We start from the raw sequence: 19,434 nt of genomic DNA, 5'->3' as shown, positions 1-19,434 counted from the left end.
CGCGCTCGCCTCAATGCGCGGTCCAGCCTCCGTCCACGGGCAACGCAATCCCGGTGATCGTGGCCGCTGCGTTGGTGGACAGAAATACGCTGAGCGCACCGAGCTCCTCGACGGTCGAGAAGCGCTTGTTCGGCTGTTGCGCCAGCAGCACGTCACGGATCACCTGGTCACGCGAGATTCCATGCGCCTTGGCCTGCCCATCGATCTGCGCCTCGACCAGTGGCGTATAGACATAGCCGGGACAGATCGCGTTGCAGGTAATGCCCTCTTCTGCCGTCTCCAGCGCGGTCACCTTGGTGAGCCCGACGATGCCGTGCTTGGCGGCGACGTAGGCCGCCTTGAACGGCGAGGCGACCAGGCCGTGCGCGGAGGCGATGTTGATGATCCGCCCGAACCCGTTCTGTCGCATTGCGGGCAGCGCGAGCCGCGTGGTGTGGAAGGCCGACGACAGATTGATCGCGAGGATCTGGTCCCATTTCTCGACCGGAAACTGCTCCAGCGGCGCAACGTGCTGGATGCCGGCATTGTTGATCAGGATATCCAGGCGGCCGGCCTGCGCAACCGTCGCCGCGATCATTTCGGCGATCGAATTCGGTCTGGTCATGTCGGCCGGCGAAAACCTTGCCTTGACGCCGAACTCCGCCGCGATCTGCTCGCGCGTCCGGTCGAGCTCGGCCGCCACACCAAGGCCGTTCAGCACGATGTCGGCGCCGGCCGCGGCAAGTGCCCGCGCGATACCGAGGCCGATGCCACTGGTTGAGCCCGTGACCAGCGCAACCTTGCCCGCGAGCGCCCGGGAGGCGGACGTCTGCGGTTTGACGGACATATTCACGGGCAAACTCCTTTGACATGACGACTTGTGCTGAGCCGACTGTGAAGCATCGCCGGGTTTGACGGAAATGCCCGTTGGCTTCCGAAACCATGCCTGTGCGCTATTGCGGTCGGGATGTCATTCTCCGCGCCGATCGGCTAGCTTTCGGCTGATCTTGCCGGGAGCCGATCCATGGAAATGCACCAGGTCCGCTATTTCCTCGCGGTGGCGCAACTCTTGAACTTCACGCGTGCCGCCGAGGAATGCAACGTGACGCAGCCTTCGCTGACGCGCGCGATCAAGCAGCTCGAGGCCGAGCTCGGCGGCGATCTGTTTCGCCGCGAACGGCCCGCGGCGCAATTGACCGAGCTCGGCCAGCGCATGCATCCGCTGCTGAAGCAGTGTTTCGAAGCGGCCACCGGCGCCCGATCGCTGGCCTCCTCGTTCCGGAGCGGCGAGATCGGCGCGCTCCGCGTCGCGCTGACGCATGCGATCGACCTGTCGCTCCTCATTCCGCATCTCAACCAGATCAAGCGGCAGTTCAACCGGCTCGAATTCCGCTTCCTGCGCGGCTCGAGTCGTGAAGTGGCCGAGTTCCTGAAGAAGGGCGAGGCCGAGCTAGGGATTGCCGCGGACATCGACGAGGCCTGGGAGCGGCTCGATGTCTGGCCGCTGTTCACCGAGAGCTTCGAGCTCGTGGTCAGCGACGGACATCGCCTGGCCGGCCGCAGCAGCATCGCACTGGACGATTTGCGCGCGGAGCAGCTGCTGAGCCGGACGTTTTGCGAGCATTCCGCCCGTATCTCGGCGAGCCTGCGCGAGCACGGCATCGCGATCGAGCAGGGTCACGAAATCTCGAACGAGCGCGATTTGATCGAGCTGGTCGAGGCCGACATCGGCGTCGCCATGCTGCCGCACACCTCGCCCGTTCCGGAGACGTTGACGCGCGCTGCGGTCGCCGGGCTGGACGCCCGTCGCACCGTCAGCCTCTACGGAGTGGCCGGCCGGCAGCGCACGGCGGTGGCCAATGCCGTTATGCGCATGTTGCGCGGTGCGGATTGGCGGGAGATTGCGGGGTAGCAGCCACGCTCGCTCCTCACTCTTTCAGGCCTCCCTGCTCGCGCCTTCCAACGCTTCAAGCAGATCATCGATCTCGATTCGCTTGCGGAAATCCGGATCGACGAAGCGGGCTTTCACGAGACCGTCGCGACCAACGACGAACACGGCCGGGATCGGCAGCATCCAGCCATCATTGCCGTGGAATTTCGCCATGTCCTGATAGGACAACAGGTGCTGGATCTCGGCACCGAGCCAGATCGCGAGATTGAGCGACAACGCATAGCCGTTGTCGAGGTCGGTCAGGATCGGAAATGGGGCACCAGCTTCCGCCTTGAGCTGCTGGGTGTATTCCTGCGTCTCCGGCATGATCGCGACTATGCGCGCACCCATGGACTCGACGCGGTCCAGCGCCTGGACCACCGCGCGGACATTGAGCCGGCAATAGGGACACCAATGGCCGCGGAAAAACATCACGGCGACCGGGCCGCTCTCCAGCAGTGAGGACAGCGCGACGAGACGCCCGCTCTCGTCCGGCAACATGAACGGCGGCATCGACTCGCCCGGACGCGGCGCGGTCTCGCCGCCGCCGTTTCCATTCAATCTGGTCACCAGATTGTCGACTGCCTCGCCATAGGCCGGGAACACGTCGCGGCTGGCGTCGGCATAGGCGCGGAGCTGCTCGTTCAGCGTGCCATCCATGTCACGGCAGCGCTGGAAGGCGTGTTTAAGCCGCTCGGCATCGGCCGGCGAGAGAGAGGTCATCTTGCGCTCCAGCGTTCAGGGGACGAATATTAGGTGCCCGATCCGGCCGCCCGCAAGGGGCGGCCGTCATGCGCACGCGATCAGTTCACGTAGAAATTGCCGGTCGGGTCCAGCCGCCCCGAGGTGGAATACAGCGATCCGTTGTCCATGAAGAAGACGGTGTTGTCGGGGACTTTCTTGGCGTTCTTCATCATGGCCTCGTGGTTCTTCTCCGCCGGGGCCATGGCCATCGCCGACATCTTGCCGGGTCCGCCATACATATAGGCCATGCCGGCCTTGAAGTCCCATGTGGCTTCCGCGAAGGCCGATGTGGCGATGACCACGAACGCAGCCGTGGCAATCAAGGTCTTGGACAATTTCGTCATGAGATGTTCCTCCGGAGTGACGTGAACGCCCGCCAACCGGGCGCCCCACCATCGAACGCCAGTCGCTCGGGAAGCGGAAATGCCAATCCCCAATCGGTTCGATAGCGAGCGCCTATCGGGCCCGATAGCGCCGGTCTATCGCAGCGAGAGCGAAAGAGCATTTCAGAACGAGCGCTCTCTCGACGAAAGTCCCAACATAGCCAGCGACCATTGCGGTTGCGGCCAACACAGGAGACGTCCCGATGTTCAAGCATCACACATTGTCGCGTGCGGTCTGGCCCGGCTTGGCCATCCTCGGCGTATTGACACTCTCGGCGCAGCCAGTCTCCGCCGGCGAATGCCCGGCCGACAAGATCAAGCCGAACGCGCAGCAGATGGTCGACTACAAGCCGGTCGGCGTCACCGACGTCACGCTCGGCGCCATCGACCTCGGCAAACAGCCGGCGCATATCGAAGGCCGCGAGCTGCGCTTCCGCAAGCTGACCATCGAGCCCGGCGGCATCGTGCCCTGGCACAGCCATGACGACCGCCCTGCCCTGATCTTCGTGCAGCAAGGCGAGATCGTCGAACACGTTTCCAACTGCGTCGATCCGATCGTGCACAAGGCCGGCGACATCCGCCCGGAGGTGTCCGGCACCTCGCACTGGTGGAAGAACCTCGGCAAGGAAACGGTCATTCTCTATGTCGGCGACGTCCGCAAGGACCCGCACGACCACAACATGTAACGGGTGCGCGACCCCAGCGCACGCGTGACGGAATGTGGCGCCCGCGATCCCCATGCTGCCCCGCATGCGGGCGCCACATTCATCACAAGGGAGGCCTGCCATGACCGATCTTTCCGCGCCGATCAAACCAACCGCGATGGCGATGGACGCGCATTCACCAGGTCTTGCGCTTCGCTCTCTCGTGATCGGCCTCACTGCGTTCCTGACGGTCGTCGATCTCTTCGCGACGCAGGCGATCCTGCCCTCGCTGACGCGCCGCTACGGCGTCACGCCGGCCGCGATGAGCCTGGCCGTCAACGCCAGCACGTTCGGCATGGCCGTCGCAGGCCTCGTCGTCGGCCTTCTCAGCCCGCACATCGACAGGCGGACCGGCATCCTGCTCAGCCTGACCCTGCTCGCGATTCCGACGAGCCTGCTGGCGACTGCACCCAATCTTGCCGTCTTCACCGGCCTGCGGGTCGCGCAGGGTCTCTGCATGGCGTCCGCCTTCGCATTGACATTGGCTCATCTCGGCGAGCAATGCAGCGCAATGGATTCCGGCGGCGCCTTTGCCGCCTACATCACAGGAAACGTCGCCAGCAATCTCGTCGGCCGGCTGGTCTCGGCCGCGATCGCCGATAGCCTTGGCCTGGCATGGAATTTCTACTTCTTCGCGGCCCTCAATCTGGCCGGTGCCGCCCTGGTCTATTTCACCATTGCGCGCGTACAGCCGACGCGTGCAACGACGTCGACGGCATCGGCGTTTGCCGCGACGATCGCGCAGTGGCAGGATGCACGGCTGCGTGCCGCCTACGGCATCGGCTTCTGCATCCTGTTCGCATTCATCGGCACCTTCACATTCGTCAATTTCGTTCTGGTTCGACCACCGCTGTCGCTGGGCATGATGGACCTCGGCTTCGTTTACTTCGTCTTCCTGCCGTCGGTGGTCACCACGTTGCTGGCTGGCAAAGTGGCGTCGCGCCTCGGAACGCGTCCGACGATCTGGGGCTCGCTCGCCATCGCCGGGGTCGGCTTGCCGCTGATGTTGGTCCCGCACCTGGGCGCGGTCCTCGCCGGGATGGTTCTGGTCGGAACCGGCACCTTTTCCGCGCAAGCGGCTGCGACAGGATTCGTCGGACAGGCTGCGGCTGTAAACCGCGGCATCGCCAGCGGCACCTATCTCGCCTGCTATTTCTGCGGTGGGCTCGTCGGCACCGCCGTCCTCGGCCGGCTGTTCGACGCGTATGGCTGGCATGCCTGCGTGGCCGGGGTGGGCCTGGCGCTCGCTGTCGCGGCCCTGCTGACGCTCGCCTTGAAGCGCTAGCGCTTGGCCGGCGCCTCCTGCGGCGGCTCGTCGTCGGCGATGGCGCGCCAGGCGGCGCCGTCGAGATCGTCGTACTGGCCGCTTCGAAGCGACCAAAGGAAAGCGGCCAGACCGGCGAGACCGAGCATCAGCGCCAGCGGCACCAGGATGACCAGGATTTCCATCACACGATCTCCCGCGGGGCGCCGCGCGCACGCAGCGAATTCAGCATCACCAGGATCGACGATCCGCTCATGGCGGCAGCCGCGATCAGCGGCGTGACGACGCCGCTGATCGCGACCGGCACCGCGAGGAAATTGTAGCCGATCGCCAGCCAGAGATTCTGCCGCATCAGGTGCAGCGCCTTGCGCGAAGCATCGATGGCGGCGACAACCGGGGCCAGCGGCCGACCGAGGAAGACGAGATCGGCGGTCGCTTGGCTCAAATGCGCGGCCGAGATCGGCGATATCGAGACATGGGCCGCCGCCAGCGAGGGCGCATCGTTCATGCCGTCGCCGACCATCAGGACCTTCATGCCCCGCTGCTTCAGGACCTCGATCCGCGCGATCTTGTCGGCCGGGGTCACCCCGGCGCGCCATTCGGAGATGCCCAGCGCGTGGGCCGCCGCGATCACCGCCGGTTCACGGTCGCCGGAGAGAATCTCGATGCCGATATTGCGCGCCTTCAGCGCCGCGATCACAGCCTGCGCATCGGGACGGAGGCCCTGGCGCACGGAGAGGATGAATTTTTCGCTGCCCTTGCTGAAAGCCACGACGGAGGCTTCGGGGTCGAGATGTGTCACGTCCGAGACCAGCGTCTCGGCGCCGCAGAAAGACGGACGGCCGAGGCGAATCTCGATGCCATCGACCACAGCGCGCACGCCCTGGCCGGCCTCCTCGACCGCGCCAACGATCGGCGATCTGGCGTCGGCGGCCTGCGCGACCGCGGCGGCGACCGGATGATGGCTCGACAGCGCGAGCCGCCCGGCAAGCTCGAAGATGTCTGCTGGAATATCGGCCGCATTCATCACTTCGAGATCGGGCAGCGTCAGCGTGCCGGTCTTGTCGAAGACGACGTGATCGGCTTCCGCGAGACGCTCGATGGCATCGCCGGAATTCAGCAGGACACCAGCCTTGAACATCGCGCCAGAGGCCACGGTCTGTACCGTCGGAATGGCGAGCCCGAGCGCGCAGGGACAGGTGATGATCAGCACCGCGACGCCGGTCACGATGGCATCATGCCAGCCGGCGCCCGCGATGACCCAGCCGAGGATGGTGACGAGCGCGGTGCCATGCACCACCGGCGCGTAGAGTCGCGAAGCGCGGTCTGCGAGCCGCATGTAGCGCGAGCGCGCCTGCAGCGCATTGTCGAGCAGCCGCGTGATCTCGGCGAGCAGCGTCGCCTCGGAGGCGGCCGAGACCCGCACCCGCAAGGTCCCCGAGATGTTCATCGATCCCGCATAGACCGGCGTGCCCTGGCCTGCCGTGACGTAGAGCGTCTCGCCGGTGATCAGGCTCTGGTCGATCTCGGAACGGCCCTCGATCACAGTGCCGTCGACCGCGCAGCGCTCGCCGGGCCGCAGCAGCACGATGTCGCCGGGATAGATCGCGGCCACCGGCACTTGGGATATCTCGTCGGGCCCGACGAACTTGGCCGCGGTCTCCGCCTTGAGCGCGGCGAGATTGCCCGCGACCGCGCGGGTCCGCCGCCGCATGTTCTGGTCGAGGAAGCGACCGACCAGTAGGAAAGTGAGCAGCATGATCGCCGCGTCGAAATAGGCGTGCTCGGCGTGGTTGATGGTCTCGACCACGGACATGCCGAGCGCCAGCGTCACGCCGATCGAGATCGGCACGTCCATGTTGGTGGTCCTGGCCGACAGCGCGCGCCAGGCCGAGCGGAAGAACGGCTGGCCGGCATAGGCCGCCGCCGGCAGCGCGATCAGCGCCGACAGCCAGTGGAAGAAATCGCGCTGCTCCGGCAGCATGTCCGAGACGTTGCCGGACCACACCGGGATCGACAGCATCATCACGTTCATGGTGGCGAACGCGGCGACGCCGAGGCAACGCAGCAGGAAGCGCGATTCGGCGACCTCGGTCGCCTCCGCGCTCTCGGTTTCGTAAGGATAGGCCTTGTAGCCGAGCTCTTCGAGGCGATCGATGAAGCTGATAGGATCGAGCGTGCCCGCCTTCCATTCCAGCGCAACGCGCCGGTCGGTGAGGTTCACGCGCGCCAGCGTGACGTCGGGAATCGCGGACAGCCCGCGCTCGATCTTGGCCATACAGCCGGCGCAGTGCACGCCCTCGACCGCGAGATCGATGTGCTGGACGCCCTCGCCCGCAGTCCGGACGTAATGCGAAAAGTCCCGCGAGACGTGCATGGCAAAATCCTTCAGTTCAGGATCACGCGGTTGCGCGACATGAACACGCGCGTTCCCCGCGCCTCGCCTTGGATCACCAAGTCCCACTGGCCCGACGCGACCGATGCGGCATCGCCGCGATAGAGGCCGATACCGGCCTCCGAGAGCTCGATTGCGAGATCGGCGCGCTTGTCGGTCGGCCGCTCCAGGCGGCCGCCGAATTTCAGTCCGGCGATCGGCTGGCCGCTCGCGTCGCGCGCCTCGACCTGAAGCACGGCGCCGCCATCGGCGCGGCGCTCGACATGGGCGTTGACCTTCCATTTGCGCGCAGCCTGGTCCTGCGCCGCCGAGATCTCGCGGTCATAGGCGAGCCCAGCGGCATAGGGGCTGTCGACGTCCGTCCCTGGCAGCGTCGCGATCGCGAGCTTCATCATGGTCGCGTTGACGCCGATCACGACGCCGAAGAAGGCGACCAGCATCAGAAACACTTTTGTTCCGGTCAGCGGCTTGGTTGCCATGGCGAACTCCTGATCCTAGGGCGCGACGAAATTGTCGGTGGCGCTGGCGACTTCGCCGAGGCCGATATCGGTGACGTGAAAGTGAACCGGGATGGACTTTTCCGGATTGCCCTCCACCGAAGCGGTCACGAGCAGCCGCAGCTCGCTGGTGGAGTCGCGCGGAACCACGATCATCGGCCGGTCCGGCGTCACAGAATCGATTCCGATGACATGGATTGTCGCATTGACCGGGCCGCTCGCGTCGATCGCGATGACCCGGTCGTAACCGCTCTTGTTGAGCAGCCGCACCGTGTAGGCATTGCGGATCGAGCCGTCGCTGAGCCTGACCGCGACCGGGTTGCGGTCGTGCAGCACGTTGACGTCGAGCAGGCTGCGAGTCGCCAGCGTATAGATCATGATGCCGCCGACCGCCGCGATGATCGCGCTGTAGGAGACGGTGCGGGCCCGGACGATGCGGTAGATCGGCGCCTTGCCTTCCTGGCGGCGCTGGATGTTGACGTCGTTGTCATAGCCGATCAGCCGCTTCGGCCGGCCGATTTTCGTCATCACATTGTCGCAGGCATCAATGCAGAGCCCGCACTGGATGCATTCCATCTGCGGTCCGTTGCGGATGTCGATGCCGGTCGGGCAGACCGCCACGCACTGGTAGCAATCGACGCAATCACCAACCTGCTGCCCGAGCGCGCGCAGCTCGGCCGCCTTCTTCACCGACGTACGCTTCTCGCCGCGGTCGTAGCGGTAGGTGACGTTGAGCGCCCATTCATCGGTTAGCGCCGCCTGGATGCGCGGCCACGGGCACATATAGGTGCAGACCTGCTCGCGCATGTAGCCGGCGAGCAGATAGGTCGTCGCGGTGAGAATGCCGATCCAGACATAGGCGAGCATCGGCGCCTGGAACGTGACGAGTTCCTTGACCAGCGTCGGTGCGTCGTTGAAATAGAGCACCCAGGCGCCGCCGGTCCACCACCCGATCAAGAGCCAGATCGAATGTTTGAGCACGATCTCGGAGATCCGCTCCAGCTTCATCGGGTCGGACGATTTGTCCTTCTTCATCCGCTCGCGCCGGTCACCCTCGATCAGACGCTCGACCGCATAGAACAGGTCGGTCCACACCGTCTGCGGACAGAGATAGCCGCACCAGATACGGCCGCCGACCGAGTTCATCAGGAATAGCGCCACCGCGGCGACGATCAGCAGGCCGGTGAAGTAGTAGACCTCCTGCGGCCACAGCTCGATGAAGAAGAAATAGAAGCGACTGTTGGGAAGATCGATCAGCACCGCTTGGCTGGGAGCGCCGAGTCCGCGGTTCCAGCGCACGAACGGCAGGAAGTAGTAGACGCCGAGGCAGAAGGCCATCAGGCCCCATTTGATCCGGCGGAAGGTGCCGGAGGTGCTCTGGGGATAGACTTTCTTCTGGGCCACATAGAGCGGCCCGTTGTCATCGTCTAATGGGAGCTCTTTTGGGTTCGCGGTCCTGTTCATCGCCTGCAGCTTTTCGAGAGGTGCGATAAAACCTAGACCCGACGCCGCCGCGTCAGTTGATCCAGCGCAAGCGGGAGCTTTTTTGTTCGCCCCCGCGTGTCCCGGATTGGCTATTTTCCGCCGCCCAGCGAGTGGACGTAAACTGCCATCGCCTTGATGGTGGCGGGATCGAGCCGCCCTTCCCAGGCCGGCATCACGCCCGCGCGGCCCTGGCTGATGGTCTCGATCAGCGTCGCCTCGTCCGAACCATAGAGCCAGATCTTATCGGTCAGGTTGGGGGCACCCATCTCCGGGTTGCCCTTGCCGCCGCCGCCATGGCAGGCGACGCAATTCTCCGCGAAGATCTTCTCGCCCTTGGCCGCGTCATAGCCCTTGCGGGTCGGAAGGCCCGACAGTGCCCGGACATAGTTGGCGGCCGTGACGATCTCATCCGGCTTCAGCACGCCGTCCTTGCCGAATGCGAGCATCTGGCCTTCATGCGTCTTGGCGTGGCCGGAACGTGCGCCGAACTGGATGGTCTGCATGATCTGGTCGAGCGAACCGCCCCACAGCCAGTCGTCGTCGTTCAGATTCGGATAGCCCTTGGCACCCGCGCCGCCTGAGCCGTGACATGGCGCGCAATTGTCGCCGAACACGGTCTTGCCCTTGGCGCGCGCGAGCGCCAGCAGCGCCGGGTCCTTCTCGATGTCGGCGAGCGAGGCCGCGCCCAGCGCAACCATCTTGGCTCCGCGGATCTTCTCGAGATTGGCGAGCTCGACCGCGACATCGGCGCGTGTCGAGTAGCCGAACAGGCCCGTGGTATTGCTGGAGATCAGCGGCCAGGCCGGATACACGATCCAGTAGCCGATCGACCAGACGATGGTGAGGTAGAAGCTGATCACCCACCAGCGCGGCAGCGGCGTGTTGAGCTCCTTGATGCCGTCCCATTCATGTCCGGTCGTGGACTTGCCGGTGACGGAATCGATGTCGCTATGATGATCGGTCATGGTCTCTCACTCCTCCCGCAACGGCAGGTGTGCTGCTTCGTCGAACGCAGCCTTGTTACGGGGCCATAATGCGTAGGCGATGATCGCGAGAAAGATCGCGACGAACACCGGCGTCCAGATCGTGGTCACGAGACCGGACGCGAGATTGTCGAGTGTCAGGATGGCTTTCATCGTGGGTGCCTTCTCAGCGAAGATTGGCTTTCTCGTTGTAGATCTTGAAATCGACCAGCGTGCCGAGCATCTGGAGATAGGCGATCAGCGCGTCCATCTCGGTCGGCGTGCCGGCCTTGCCGTCGAAGTTGCGCACCACGGCCTTGGCGTAGCGCTTGGTGAAAGCGTCGGAGCCGGCATTGTCAGGATCGGCCTGGGCCTTCATGTCGGCGCCCGCATTGGCGATCTGGTCGTCGGTGTAGGGCGTGCCGACGGTCCGCAGCGTGCGCATGTGGTCGGCGATCGTGTCCGGATCGACCTCGGTCTGGCTGAGGAACGGATAGCCTGGCATCACCGACTGCGGCACGATCGCGCGCGGATTGGCCAGATGGGTCACATGCCAGTCGTCGGAATATTTGGCGCCGACGCGGGCAAGGTCGGGACCGGTGCGCTTCGAGCCCCACTGGAACGGATGGTCGTACATGCTCTCGGCGGCCAACGAGAAATGTCCGTAGCGCTCGACCTCGTCGCGCAAGGGCCGGATCATCTGCGAATGGCAGAGATAGCAGCCCTCGCGGATGTAGACGTTGCGCCCGGCGAGCTCCAGCGGCGTATACGGCCTGATCCCGTCGACCGCCTCGATCGTGCTCTTGAGGTAGAACAGCGGGGTGATCTCGACGAGACCGCCGATCGCGATCACCAGCAGGATGCCGACGATGAGGATGATCGAGTTCTTTTCGAAGATTTGGTGGCGTGTCCAGAACGACATGGAAGACTCCTCATTCCGCCGGCTGAAGAGCGACGGGCATCTGGACTTCCTGTTCGCCGACGCGAACCGTCATCCAGAGATTATAGGCCATGATCAGCGCGCCGATCAGGAACAGCCCGCCGCCGGCGGCGCGGATGATGTAGAAGGGATGCATCGCCTCGACGGTCTCGATGAAGGAATATTCGAGGAAGCCGAGCGAGGTGTAGGCGCGCCACATCAGGCCCTGGAGGATGCCGGACACCCACATCGCCGAGATGTAGAGGACGATGCCAAGCGTCGCGATCCAGAAGTGCCAGTTGACGAGCTTGAGGCTGTAGAGGCCCTTCCGATTCCAGATCCAGGGCACGAGGCAGTAGAGCGCGCCGAAGGAGACGAAACCAACCCAGCCGAGCGCGCCGGAGTGCACGTGGCCGATGGTCCAGTCGGTGTAGTGGCTGAGCGAGTTGACCACCTTGATCGACATCATCGGGCCTTCGAAGGTCGACATGCCGTAGAAGGCGACGGAGACCACGAGCATGCGCAGCACGGGATCGGTGCGCAGCTTGTCCCAGGCGCCCGACAGCGTCATCAGGCCGTTGATCATGCCGCCCCAGGACGGCATCCACAGCATGATCGAGAAGGTCATGCCGAGCGTCTGGGTCCAGTCCGGCAGCGCCGTGTAGTGCAGATGGTGTGGGCCGGCCCAGATGTACAGGAAGATCAGCGCCCAGAAGTGGATGATCGAGAGACGGTAGGAATAGATCGGCCGCTCGGCCCGCTTCGGAATGAAGTAATACATGATGGCGAGGAAGCCGGCGGTCAGGAAGAAGCCGACCGCGTTGTGGCCGTACCACCACTGGAACATGGCATCCTGGATGCCGCCCCAGGCGATGTAGGATTTCGAGCCGAACACCGAGACCGGCAGCGCCGGGTTGTTGCCGAGATGCAAGACCGCGATCGTCACGATGAAGGCGAGATAGAACCAGTTCGCAACAAAGATGTGCGGCTCCTTGCGCTTGATGATCGTGGCAAGGAAGACCAGCAGATAGGTGACCCAGACGATGGTCAGCCACAGATCGGCGTACCATTCCGGCTCGGCATATTCCTTCGACTGGGTGACGCCGAGCAGATAGCCGGTGCCGGCGATCAGGATGAAGAAATTGTAGCCTACGACGACGAACCAGGGCGCGAGATCGCCTGCAAGGCGCACGCGGCAGCTCTTCTGGACGACGTAGAACGACGTCGCGATCAGGACGTTGCCGCCGAAGGCGAAGATCACTGCGGACGTGTGCAGCGGACGCAGGCGGCCGAAGCTGGTCCAGGGCAGATCGAAGTTCAGCGCCGGCCACGCCAGTTGCGAGGCGATGATGAGGCCGACGAGAAAGCCGGCAATGCCCCAGAACATCGCCATGACGGAGGAGAACTTGATCGGCCCCATGTTGTAGTTGGGCCGGCCGTTGATCTCCGCAGGCGGCAGCGCCGCCGGTCGGTCGAGGTAACGGTTGATGATGCAGAAGACCGCGGCCAGGCTCGCCGCCGCGCTCAGCGCGGCATGGAAGGCGAAGGGCGCATCGAGCGCCTTGGCCGAGGCAATCACGCAGAGGAAGGCGGTGACCGCGAACACGACAGCCAGGCCGCTTTCACCTGACGTCATGGACTTGGAGATGGAGGGCTGGCTCATGCGGACTCTCTCTGAAAGAACACAGGGCCAGAAACCACATTCGCCCTCGCGGGGAATTGATTGAAATCAAGCTATGTGGATTTCTGTTAATGTGAGACCGATGTAGATCGCAGAGCGATATCAGTCGCTTGGGCACCGCAGAGCATAAACGGCAGCCCACCGCCTGCGTGACATGGCGGAGTCGAGAATTGCGAATCTGCAGCCGCCTCCTCAGTCGCGTGCCGTCGCCTTGAGCGCCGCGATGACGTCCTCGCGCGCGACGATTCCGATCAGCTTCTGCGCGCCGTCGAGCACGATGATGCTCCTGATGCGGTGCTCGACCATGATCTGGAGCACGCGCGTCAGCCGCGTGTCGGGGCTGACATAGATAAAGTCGGGCGTCATGACGTCGCCGATTTTGCGGGTCATCAGGTCGTGGTAGCGCGGCAGCATCTGGCTCGGCGTGAAGGCGAAGCACTTCAGGATGTCGAACTTGGTGACGATGCCGACGACCTGTCCGTCGTCCTCGACCGGATAGGAATTGAAATCATCGCGCTCGAACATCTCGCTCAGCGCGAGCAGGTCGAGGTCGCGCCTCACTGTCCTGACGTCCTGCGTCATGTAGCTTTCGACGGTCTGTTCAAGGAATCTGTACACGGCGCGTCCTCTTTGATTGGTCTTGTATCGCTCCAGCGTCAGTGCGACAGCAGCACGCAGCGGGCAGATTGAGTGACCAGATATTGGGTGACGCCGCCGAGGATCAGTTCGCGGAAGCGCGAATGACCGTAGGCACCGGCGACGATCATGCTGGCGCCGACGTCGCCGGCAATTTTCTCCAGTTGCCCGGCGACGGTTTCGTTCCGGGCCGCTTCGGAAACGCGCGTGATCGCGGTCACGCCGTGGCGGGCAAGCCACGCCGTCACGTCGGTCGCGCCAGCGACCGCGGCAGTGCGGTCGTCGTCACCTTCGGGAATTGCGAGGACGGTGACATCCCTGGCCTTGCGCAGTAATGGCAGCGCATCGGCGAGCGCCCGCCGCGCTTCCGGCGTATCCTTCCACGCCACCAGGACGCTGCGCAGATCGAGCCAGTTGACCCCGTCAGGCACGACCAGGATCGGTCGGCCGGCTTGCATCACCAGATCCTTTGGGCTCGCGAGCGCGAAGGCGTCGGAGAAGGCCGGGCTCTGCCCGCCGGCGACGACGATGTCGGCGCAACGTGCCTGAGCGAACGTAAGGCGCGCCGGGAAATCCATGGCGCTGCGCCATTCCACATGCCCGCCGCGATTCCTGATCGCGGCGCGGAATTGCGCCTCGAGCCTGCTCAGGCGTCGCTTGACCGAGGCTTCTCCCTCATCGATCAGTCCCTGCGCTGCGGCGCCATCGCTGTAGTAGAGCGGCGGGGCGAACTGCGCCGCAGCAACGCCGATGATCGACGCCTCAAATCGTTCGGCAAGCTCGCCCGCGACCTGAAGCCGCGCCTCGTTGGGCTGATCGAGCGCCAGGCTGACCATCACGGTCGCGTATGTCATCGGAGTCTCCGGGGCAATGAGCTTTGATCCGATCGTAAGCCCACCGCCGCCGGGGCAGGATGAGATAGATCAAAACCTTGGATCACCGCGCCGGCCGGAAATCTGCCGATGGTATAAGACATCGGAACTTGCCTCTGGCCCCTCCTTGGGTACATTGCCAACGGTAACGCTGTGCGGTTCCCCGCATCAGAATGGGAGTGATCGTTTGGCGCCGACCCGCGTGATTCATCCGCAAGATGACGGCCGGGGCGAACATTTCCGCGTTCGAATCGAAGGATTTGGCGTCGGGACCTGGGACCTCGATCTCAAGACACTGGAGTTGGAGTGGTCGGAGACGGCCAGGATCCTGTTCGGAATCGAATCTGGCCAATCGGTGAGTTACGCGCTGTTCCTGTCCCGGCTGGAGCCGAACGACCGCGAGCGGATCGAGAGTGCGATCCGACACGTCTCCGAACGGGGCGGCAGCTTCGACGTGTCGTTCAGGGTCGCGGGGGCGTTGGGCAGAGCGCAGTGGATCCGTGCGCGCGCGGGGCTGATTCGGGACGACGCCGGCGCCGCCCGACATCTCAGCGGCATCTTTCTTGACGTCGATGAAGAGAAGCAGGTCGAGGAAACCCTGCGCACGCGCGAGAGTCACCTCCGCTCGATCCTCCAGACGATTCCAGACGCCATGATCGTCATCGACGGCCACGGCGTCATCCAGCTCTTCAGCGCGGCGGCCGAGCGCCTGTTCGGCTGGGTCGAGTCGGAGGCGATCGGCCAGAACGTCCGCATCCTGATGCCGGAGCCCGACAGCTCACGTCACGACGGCTACATCGCGCGCTACCGGACCACCAGCGACCCACACATCATCGGCATCGGCCGCATCGTGACCGGCAAGCGCCGCGACGGCACGACCTTTCCGATGCACCTGTCGATCGGCGAGATGCAGTCGGGCGGCGAGCCCTATTTCACCGGTTTCGTCCGCGATCTGACCGAGCATCAGAAAACCCAGGCGCGGCTCCAGGAACTGCAGTCCGAACTTGTCCACGTCTCGCGGCTGAGCGCGATGGGCGAAATGGCGTCCGCGCTCGCTCACGAGCTCAACCAGCCGCTGGCAGCGATCAGCAACTACATGAAGGGGTCGCGGCGGCTCCTCGCCGGAAGCCAGGATCCGAATACGCCGAAGATCGAGAGCGCGCTGGACCGCGCCGCCGAGCAGGCGCTGCGCGCCGGCCAGATCATCCGCCGCTTGCGCGACTTCGTCTCCCGCGGCGAATCGGAGAAAAGGGTCGAGAGCCTGTCCAAGCTGATCGAGGAGGCCGGCGCGCTCGGGCTCGCCGGCGCGCGCGAGCAGGACGTGCAGCTTCGGTTCAGCCTCAATCCAAATGCCGATCTCGTGCTCGCCGACCGGGTGCAAATCCAGCAGGTGCTGGTCAACCTCTTCCGCAACGCGCTGGAAGCGATGGCGAAGTCGCCACGGCGCGAGCTCGTCGTCACCAACACCCGCGCCGCCGACGACATGATCGAGATCGAGGTCTCCGACTCCGGCTCCGGCTTCCAGGACGACGTCATGCCAAACCTGTTTCAGACTTTCTTCACCACCAAAGACACCGGCATGGGCGTGGGACTTTCCATCAGCCGCTCGATCATCGAGGCTCACGGCGGCCGGATGTGGGCCGAGAGCAACGCATCGGGTGGGGCGACATTCCGCTTCACCTTGCCGGCAGCCGACGAGAACTGATCCATGACGACCAAGGGAACCATCTACGTCATTGACGACGACGAGGCGATGCGGGATTCGCTGAACTTCCTGCTGGATTCAGCCGGCTTCGGCGTCACACTGTTCGACAACGCGCAGAGTTTTCTCGATGCCCTGCCCGGCCTCGCCTTCGGCTGCGTCGTCTCCGACGTGCGGATGCCCGGCATCGATGGGATCGAGCTTCTGAAGCGCCTGAAGGCGCAGCGCAGCCGGTTTCCGATCCTGATCATGACCGGTCATGGCGACGTGCCGCTCGCGGTCGAGGCGATGAAGCTCGGTGCGATGGATTTCCTGGAAAAGCCGTTCGAGGATGACCGCCTCGTCGCCATGATCGAATCCGCGATCCGCGAGGGCGAGCCGGCCGCCAGGAACGAGGCCATGGGCCAGGACGTCGCCGCTCGCGTCGCGTCCCTGAGCCCCAGAGAACGACAGGTCATGGAGGGGCTGATCGCGGGCCTCTCCAACAAGCTGATCGCTCGCGAGTACGACATCAGCCCGCGCACCATCGAGGTCTACCGGGCCAACGTAATGACCAAGATGCAGGCCAACAGCCTGTCGGAGCTGGTCCGGCTAGCGATGCGCGCCGGAATGCTCAATGATTGAAGTCAACAGGAGTTGAGGCAAGTCAAAACCCTCCGCTCGCCCTGTGCTACCAGATCGGAATGATTGCGATCAGCTCCCATCCCGAGCGGCTCCAGATGTCGTCACCCGCAAAGCCAACTGTCTATGTGGTCGACGACGATGCCGCTGTGCTTGGCTCGCTGAGGTTTTTGCTGGAAACCGACGGTTTTGCCGTACGGACCTTCAGGAACGCCACGGCGCTGCTCAATGCGGCGCGCCCGTCCGGTGCAGACTGTTACGTGATCGACTACAAAATGCCTGACATCAACGGCATCGAGCTGGCCGGGCGACTGCGCCAGTCCGAGGGCGATACCCCCGTGATCCTGATCACCGGCTATCCCGACTCGAATATCTCGGCCCGGGCGGCGGCCGCAGGCGTGAATGAAGTGATTCTGAAGCCGCTTCTGGACGAAAACCTGGTCAAACGCATTCGCCACGCCATCCAGAACCGGGTCCATAGCTACCTACGGGATTCTACGTAAGGCAATCTCCTTAAGATATCTCGCGAAATTTTCGAGGCACCCGATACCGCGTACCTAAGCGTCATCACAACGGAGATGGCGCAGATGCTGACCCAGACCTTCAACGCCCCGGCGATCAAGACCCAGATCGGCGGCAAGATCGCACCCGCCCATCCCGTCTCTGACCAGTTCGGTGCGATCGCCGGCCATGTCGGCCTCGTTGCCACCGAGTTCTCCTACCGCAAGGAGGAGGAAATCTATGGCGAGGACGAGTCGGCCGAGTATGTCTATCAGGTCGTCACCGGCGCCGTGCGCAGCTACAAGCTTCTCTCCGACGGCCGCCGCCAGATCGGCTCCTTCCACCTTCCCGGCGACGTGTTCGGCCTCGAATCCGGCACCACCCACCGCCTTGCTGCTGAAGCTATCATCGACACCACTGTGCGCCTCGTGAAGCGCGCGAGCCTCGAGAAGGCCGCAGCCACCGACGTCCAGGTCGCCCGCAAGCTTTGGGCGATGACCGCCGGTGAGCTTCGCCACGCCGAGGACCACATGCTGCTGCTGGGCCGCAAGACCGCGATGGAGCGCGTCGCAACCTTCCTGCTCGAAATGGACCGCCGCCTCGCGGTTGCAGGCATGATGGCGCTGCCGATGTGCCGCCGCGACATCGGCGACTATCTCGGTCTCACGCTCGAGACCGTCTCGCGCGCGCTGTCGCAGCTTCACGCCCAGGGCATTCTCGGCTTCTCCGGCGCCCGCCATATCGTGCTGCGCAACCGCGCACGCCTGCACAATCTCGACGCCTGATCTCCCCTCTCCCACCCCCTCATGGCCGGCTGATTGATTCAGCCGGCCATTTCTTTTGCTGCGATCATGCCCTTGCGCCGCGTCTCCGGCATGACAAGCAGAATAAGCAGAAGTCCCGTCGCCGCGACGCCGGACAGTCCGGTGAACGCCATGGCATTGCCGAATTTATCGCTGACATAGCCGCCAAGCGCGGTGCTCAGCGACGCGCCGATGCCCATTGCCGTGCCGACAATGCCCTGCGCGAGGTTGAAATGGCCGCTGCCGAAGGCGACGTCGGCCACGATCAGCGGGATCATCACCGCGAACACCGCCGCGGTGAGGCCGTCGAACACCTGCACCAGCACCAGCAGATACGGATCGCGCACTGTCGCGAACAGCAGACCGCGAATCGTCAGCGCCGCGAATCCGATCAGCAGCAGCGGCCTGCGGCCCCATACTTGCGCCTTGCGCCCGACGCTCGGCGACAGCAGCGCCACGATCGCCTGCGGCACGACGATGCAAAAAGCGACGAGCACCGTCGCCCACTCGCTCGATCGCGCTGTCACCGCGCTTGCCATCAGCGGCATCATCGAGGCGTTCGCGAGCTGCAACAGGAGCACGCTGAGTGCAAAGACAATGAGCGGCCGCTGCCGGATCAGATGCCAGATATTGGTGTCGCCGCGATCCTCCGCCTCGCGCGGCATCTCGCCGTGACAGCGCGCGATGTCGACTTCGTGCTCGCGGATGCGAGAGAGTGCGATCAAGGTGGGAATTGCGAGCAGGAAGGTGACCAGGAACACCGACCGGCTCGACAGCAGATAGCCGGCAGTACCCATCACGGCGGCCGCAACGCCGTTGCCGAGCGAAGCAAAGCGCGCGTTGCGGCCGAGACGCTCGCCGATCGCGAGCGGGCCGACCAGACCGAGGCTGATCGCCGCGATCGCCGGTCCGAGCACGCAGCTCGCTGCCGCGTGCAAGGTGGCCGCAGCCACCACCACGGGGAAGATCGGCATCGCCGCATAGGCGAGCGCGCAGCAGCCGATCGTGCCGATCGCGAGGCCGGCGACCAGCCGCTCGGATTTCGCGGCATCGATGATGGCGCCGCCCGGCATCTGACCGATCAGGGCAACGATGCCGCCGATCGACAGCACGAGGCCGATCTCGACCTGGGTCCATTTCTGGGTCGTCAGATAAACTGCGATGAACGGCCCGAATCCGGTCTGCACGTCGGCGAGGAAGAAGATGAACCAGTCGAGGCCACGCAGGCTCTGGCGCGACGGAGCCGGAATGCCGGCAGGCGACGGCGCCGAGAATTTATCCTGCTCAACGCGGCCCTCGCGGTCTGCATCATTCGGCTTCCTCGACAACAGCACCGGCGGCCATCCCTCCCCGCGC

Annotated in this window: 21 protein-coding genes; 7 read left to right on the top strand and 14 right to left on the bottom strand. The window is 64.4% G+C overall.

Annotation, left to right across the window (positions count from 1 at the left end; genetic code table 11):
- Positions 1 to 10 precede the first annotated feature (10 nt).
- On the bottom strand, positions 11 to 826 hold the full coding sequence (locus AC0L3B_RS00585) for a 3-hydroxybutyrate dehydrogenase (RefSeq protein WP_094183368.1): 816 nt from the start codon (positions 824 to 826) through the stop codon (positions 11 to 13).
- Positions 827 to 1,003: 177 nt separating this feature from the next.
- Here AC0L3B_RS00585 and AC0L3B_RS00580 point away from each other — a divergent pair, with 177 nt between their 5' ends.
- The gene (locus tag AC0L3B_RS00580; protein ID WP_018457123.1) at positions 1,004 to 1,891 is read left to right on the top strand and encodes a LysR family transcriptional regulator; all 888 of its coding nucleotides are present in this window, start codon (positions 1,004 to 1,006) and stop codon (positions 1,889 to 1,891) included.
- 24 nt (positions 1,892 to 1,915) lie between these two features.
- Here the strand turns inward: AC0L3B_RS00580 and AC0L3B_RS00575 are convergent, their stop codons facing one another.
- Both AC0L3B_RS00575 and AC0L3B_RS00570 read right to left on the bottom strand, forming a co-directional pair.
- Positions 1,916 to 2,632, bottom strand: a complete 717-nt coding sequence (locus tag AC0L3B_RS00575; RefSeq protein WP_085362251.1) for a peroxiredoxin-like family protein — start codon at positions 2,630 to 2,632, stop codon at positions 1,916 to 1,918.
- A gap of 80 nt (positions 2,633 to 2,712) precedes the next feature.
- Positions 2,713 to 2,997, bottom strand: a complete 285-nt coding sequence (locus tag AC0L3B_RS00570) for a hypothetical protein (protein ID WP_204510571.1) — start codon at positions 2,995 to 2,997, stop codon at positions 2,713 to 2,715.
- A 242-nt stretch (positions 2,998 to 3,239) separates the two neighbouring features.
- Here AC0L3B_RS00570 and AC0L3B_RS00565 point away from each other — a divergent pair, with 242 nt between their 5' ends.
- Both AC0L3B_RS00565 and AC0L3B_RS00560 read left to right on the top strand, forming a co-directional pair.
- Complete coding sequence (locus tag AC0L3B_RS00565; protein WP_204510570.1) at positions 3,240 to 3,722, top strand: cupin domain-containing protein; 483 nt, start codon at positions 3,240 to 3,242, stop codon at positions 3,720 to 3,722.
- Positions 3,723 to 3,822: 100 nt separating this feature from the next.
- Positions 3,823 to 5,025 carry an MFS transporter gene (locus AC0L3B_RS00560; protein ID WP_204510569.1) on the top strand — a complete coding sequence of 401 codons (1,203 nt, stop codon included), beginning with the start codon at positions 3,823 to 3,825 and terminating at the stop codon, positions 5,023 to 5,025.
- On the opposite strand, the gene ccoS is transcribed toward AC0L3B_RS00560, so the two are convergent.
- The 10 genes from ccoS to AC0L3B_RS00510 form a co-directional block, all read right to left on the bottom strand.
- Entirely contained in the window at positions 5,022 to 5,189 is a 168-nt protein-coding gene (gene ccoS, locus AC0L3B_RS00555) for a cbb3-type cytochrome oxidase assembly protein CcoS (RefSeq protein WP_007594007.1), read from the bottom strand. The two genes, AC0L3B_RS00560 and ccoS, sit on opposite strands and share 4 nt — an antisense overlap.
- A complete protein-coding gene (locus AC0L3B_RS00550) occupies positions 5,189 to 7,381 on the bottom strand; it encodes a cation-translocating P-type ATPase (RefSeq protein ID WP_473379894.1) in 2,193 nt (730 codons plus the stop codon). The genes ccoS and AC0L3B_RS00550 overlap by 1 nt, the downstream gene beginning before the upstream one ends.
- An 11-nt stretch (positions 7,382 to 7,392) precedes the next feature.
- Positions 7,393 to 7,878 (bottom strand): FixH family protein, encoded by a 486-nt coding sequence (locus tag AC0L3B_RS00545; protein ID WP_085352098.1) that lies wholly within the window; start codon positions 7,876 to 7,878, stop codon positions 7,393 to 7,395.
- 15 nt (positions 7,879 to 7,893) lie between these two features.
- Positions 7,894 to 9,360, bottom strand: coding sequence for a cytochrome c oxidase accessory protein CcoG (gene ccoG, locus AC0L3B_RS00540; RefSeq protein ID WP_204510567.1), 1,467 nt, complete (start codon positions 9,358 to 9,360; stop codon positions 7,894 to 7,896).
- A gap of 110 nt (positions 9,361 to 9,470) precedes the next feature.
- On the bottom strand, positions 9,471 to 10,346 hold the full coding sequence (ccoP, locus tag AC0L3B_RS00535; protein ID WP_247300295.1) for a cytochrome-c oxidase, cbb3-type subunit III: 876 nt from the start codon (positions 10,344 to 10,346) through the stop codon (positions 9,471 to 9,473).
- Between the two features lie 6 nt (positions 10,347 to 10,352).
- Complete coding sequence (locus AC0L3B_RS00530; RefSeq protein WP_018457132.1) at positions 10,353 to 10,517, bottom strand: CcoQ/FixQ family Cbb3-type cytochrome c oxidase assembly chaperone; 165 nt, start codon at positions 10,515 to 10,517, stop codon at positions 10,353 to 10,355.
- Between the two features lie 13 nt (positions 10,518 to 10,530).
- Entirely contained in the window at positions 10,531 to 11,265 is a 735-nt protein-coding gene (gene ccoO, locus AC0L3B_RS00525; protein ID WP_247300297.1) for a cytochrome-c oxidase, cbb3-type subunit II, read from the bottom strand.
- A 10-nt stretch (positions 11,266 to 11,275) separates the two neighbouring features.
- Positions 11,276 to 12,925, bottom strand: a complete 1,650-nt coding sequence (gene ccoN, locus AC0L3B_RS00520; protein WP_007607681.1) for a cytochrome-c oxidase, cbb3-type subunit I — start codon at positions 12,923 to 12,925, stop codon at positions 11,276 to 11,278.
- A gap of 210 nt (positions 12,926 to 13,135) precedes the next feature.
- The gene (locus AC0L3B_RS00515) at positions 13,136 to 13,561 is read right to left on the bottom strand and encodes a CBS domain-containing protein (RefSeq protein ID WP_085362242.1); all 426 of its coding nucleotides are present in this window, start codon (positions 13,559 to 13,561) and stop codon (positions 13,136 to 13,138) included.
- A 38-nt stretch (positions 13,562 to 13,599) separates the two neighbouring features.
- Positions 13,600 to 14,433 (bottom strand): universal stress protein, encoded by an 834-nt coding sequence (locus AC0L3B_RS00510; RefSeq protein ID WP_204510564.1) that lies wholly within the window; start codon positions 14,431 to 14,433, stop codon positions 13,600 to 13,602.
- 205 nt (positions 14,434 to 14,638) lie between these two features.
- Here AC0L3B_RS00510 and fixL point away from each other — a divergent pair, with 205 nt between their 5' ends.
- From fixL to AC0L3B_RS00490, 4 genes are all read left to right on the top strand, one after another.
- A complete protein-coding gene (gene fixL, locus AC0L3B_RS00505) occupies positions 14,639 to 16,156 on the top strand; it encodes a sensor protein FixL (RefSeq protein WP_085362240.1) in 1,518 nt (505 codons plus the stop codon).
- Positions 16,157 to 16,159: 3 nt separating this feature from the next.
- The gene (gene fixJ / locus AC0L3B_RS00500; RefSeq protein ID WP_018457137.1) at positions 16,160 to 16,777 is read left to right on the top strand and encodes a response regulator FixJ; all 618 of its coding nucleotides are present in this window, start codon (positions 16,160 to 16,162) and stop codon (positions 16,775 to 16,777) included.
- 59 nt (positions 16,778 to 16,836) lie between these two features.
- Positions 16,837 to 17,277: a response regulator gene (locus AC0L3B_RS00495; protein WP_473379893.1), complete on the top strand. Its 441-nt coding sequence runs from the start codon at positions 16,837 to 16,839 to the stop codon at positions 17,275 to 17,277.
- Between the two features lie 84 nt (positions 17,278 to 17,361).
- On the top strand, positions 17,362 to 18,060 hold the full coding sequence (locus AC0L3B_RS00490; RefSeq protein WP_026233309.1) for a helix-turn-helix domain-containing protein: 699 nt from the start codon (positions 17,362 to 17,364) through the stop codon (positions 18,058 to 18,060).
- 38 nt (positions 18,061 to 18,098) lie between these two features.
- Here AC0L3B_RS00490 and AC0L3B_RS00485 read toward each other — a convergent pair whose 3' ends face one another.
- Entirely contained in the window at positions 18,099 to 19,412 is a 1,314-nt protein-coding gene (locus AC0L3B_RS00485) for an MFS transporter (RefSeq protein ID WP_204510563.1), read from the bottom strand.
- Between the last annotated feature and the right edge of the window lie 22 nt (positions 19,413 to 19,434).

It is taken from the genome of Bradyrhizobium sp. Kon56, assembly GCF_055807635.1.
This window is presented reverse-complemented; position numbering and strand designations above follow the sequence as displayed.